This is a genomic window from Microbacterium sp. (genome assembly GCF_041909575.1).
Taxonomy (GTDB): Bacteria; Actinomycetota; Actinomycetes; order Actinomycetales; family Microbacteriaceae; genus Microbacterium.
The window spans coordinates 1-1679 of record NZ_JAYRDE010000204.1 but is presented as its reverse complement, the minus strand read 5'-3'; the positions used below and the strand labels follow the sequence as shown (position 1 = coordinate 1679).

3 protein-coding genes are annotated in these 1679 nt (G+C 70.9%); all 3 read right to left on the bottom strand.

The genetic code is table 11. The annotated features are described in order from the left end of the window. Window positions 1-420: ATP-binding cassette domain-containing protein (locus ACE3O1_RS15635; RefSeq protein ID WP_374316631.1), on the bottom strand; the 420-nt coding region annotated here is incomplete at its 3' end. After that, a complete protein-coding gene (locus ACE3O1_RS15630; RefSeq protein ID WP_374316629.1) occupies window positions 417-1262 on the bottom strand; it encodes an ABC transporter permease in 846 nt (281 codons plus the stop codon). The genes ACE3O1_RS15630 and ACE3O1_RS15635, both read right to left, overlap by 4 nt. A 3-nt stretch (window positions 1263-1265) precedes the next feature. Further along, window positions 1266-1679: ABC transporter permease (locus ACE3O1_RS15625; protein ID WP_374316627.1), on the bottom strand; the 414-nt coding region annotated here is incomplete at its 5' end.

Here is a 1679-nt window from a genome sequence, read left to right as displayed (position 1 = left end):
GCTCGCCATCAGTTCGACGACCCGGGCGCGGCGCTCGGCCTCGGGCAGGTCGGTATGGACGGCCAGCACCTCGTCGATCTGGTCGCCGACCCGCATCAGCGGGTTCAGGGCCGTCATCGGCTCCTGGAAGATCATGCCGACGAGGCGGCCGCGACGCGACCGCATCTCGTCCTCGGAGAGACGCAGGAGGTCGGTGCCGGCGAGCGCGATCGACCCGCCCGCGACCCGGACCGAGCGCGGCAGCAATCCCATGATGGCCGACGCCGTCAGCGACTTGCCCGATCCGGACTCGCCGACGATGCAGAGGATTTCGCCCGCCGCGAGGTCGAAGGAGACGCCGTCGACCGCATTCGCGCGGTCGCCGCCCGCCGGCAGCGCCACCCGGAGGTCGCGGACGCGGAGCAGGGGCTCGGTGGTCATCGCCCCTCCCGCGACAGGCGGGGGTTGAGGGCGTCGCTCAGGCCCTCGCCGACGAGGTTGAGGGCGAGCACCGTGAGCAGGATGGCGAGGCCGGGGAAGAAACTGCACCACCAGGCGAGCCGCACCACCGACCGGGCGGCGCCGATCATGTAGCCCCAGCTCATCATGTTGGGATCGCCGAGGCCGAGGAAGCTGAGCGAGGATTCGACGAGGATCGCCGTCGCCACCATCAGCGAGCCCGAGACGATGATGGGCGAGATGGCGTTGGGCAGGATCTCGACGAAGATGATGTGCCGCGCCGTGCGGCCGAGCACGACCGAGGCCTGGACGAACTCGCGCGTGCGCAGCGTCAGGAACTCGCCGCGCACCAGCCGGGCGACGGACGGCCAGCTCACCATCGCGATCGCGGTCACGATCGAGCCGATGCCGGGGGTGAAGATGGCGACCAGCACGACGGCGAAGACGAAGCTCGGGATCGTCTGGAAGAACTCGGTCAGGCGCATCGCGATGTCGTCGACGCGCCCGCCGAAATAGCCGGCGACGGCGCCGACCACGACGCCGACGCCGAGCGCCGCCAGGGTCGCGACGAAGCCGATGAGCAGCGACACCCGCGCGCCGTGGACGATGCCGGTGGCGACGTCGCGGCCCAGTGTGTCGGTGCCGAGCGGGTGCTCGGCCGAGAAGGGCGGCTGGAACGGCGCCCCCGCCATGTCCCAGGGGCTGGCGGGATAGACGAGCGGCCCGAACGCCGCCACCACCAGGATGACCACGAGGACGACGAGCCCGGCCACCGCCCCCTTGTTGCGGCGGTAGCGCCGCCAGAACTCCGCGAAACCGGTCATCGCTCAGGCCCCGAGCTCGATGCGCGGGTCGACCAGCGAATAGACCACGTCGGTCACGAGGTTGACGGCGATGACGACGGCCGACGTCACCAGGAAGACGCCGAGCAGCACGTTGTAGTCGCGCTGCAGCACCGCCTCGTAGGCGAGCCGGCCGATGCCGGGCCAGGCAAAGACGGTCTCGACCACGATCGAGCCGCCGAGCAGGTAGCCGGCCTTCATGCCGGCGATGGTGACCACCGGCAGGATGGCGTTGCGCAGGACGTGGCGGCGCAGGATGCGCCCCTCCCCGACGCCCTTGGCGCGGGCGGTGCGCACGAAGTCCTGATCGCGGACCTCGAGCATCGAGGCGCGGGTCATGCGGGCATAGACGGCCATGTGGAAGAGGGTCAGCGTCAGCGCCGGCAGGACGAGATGGCG

Coding starts and splice junctions, on each gene's coding strand:
- ACE3O1_RS15630 (WP_374316629.1), bottom strand. CDS start 1,262: ATGACCGGTTTCGCGGAGTTCTGGCGGCGCTACCGCCGCAACAAGGGG.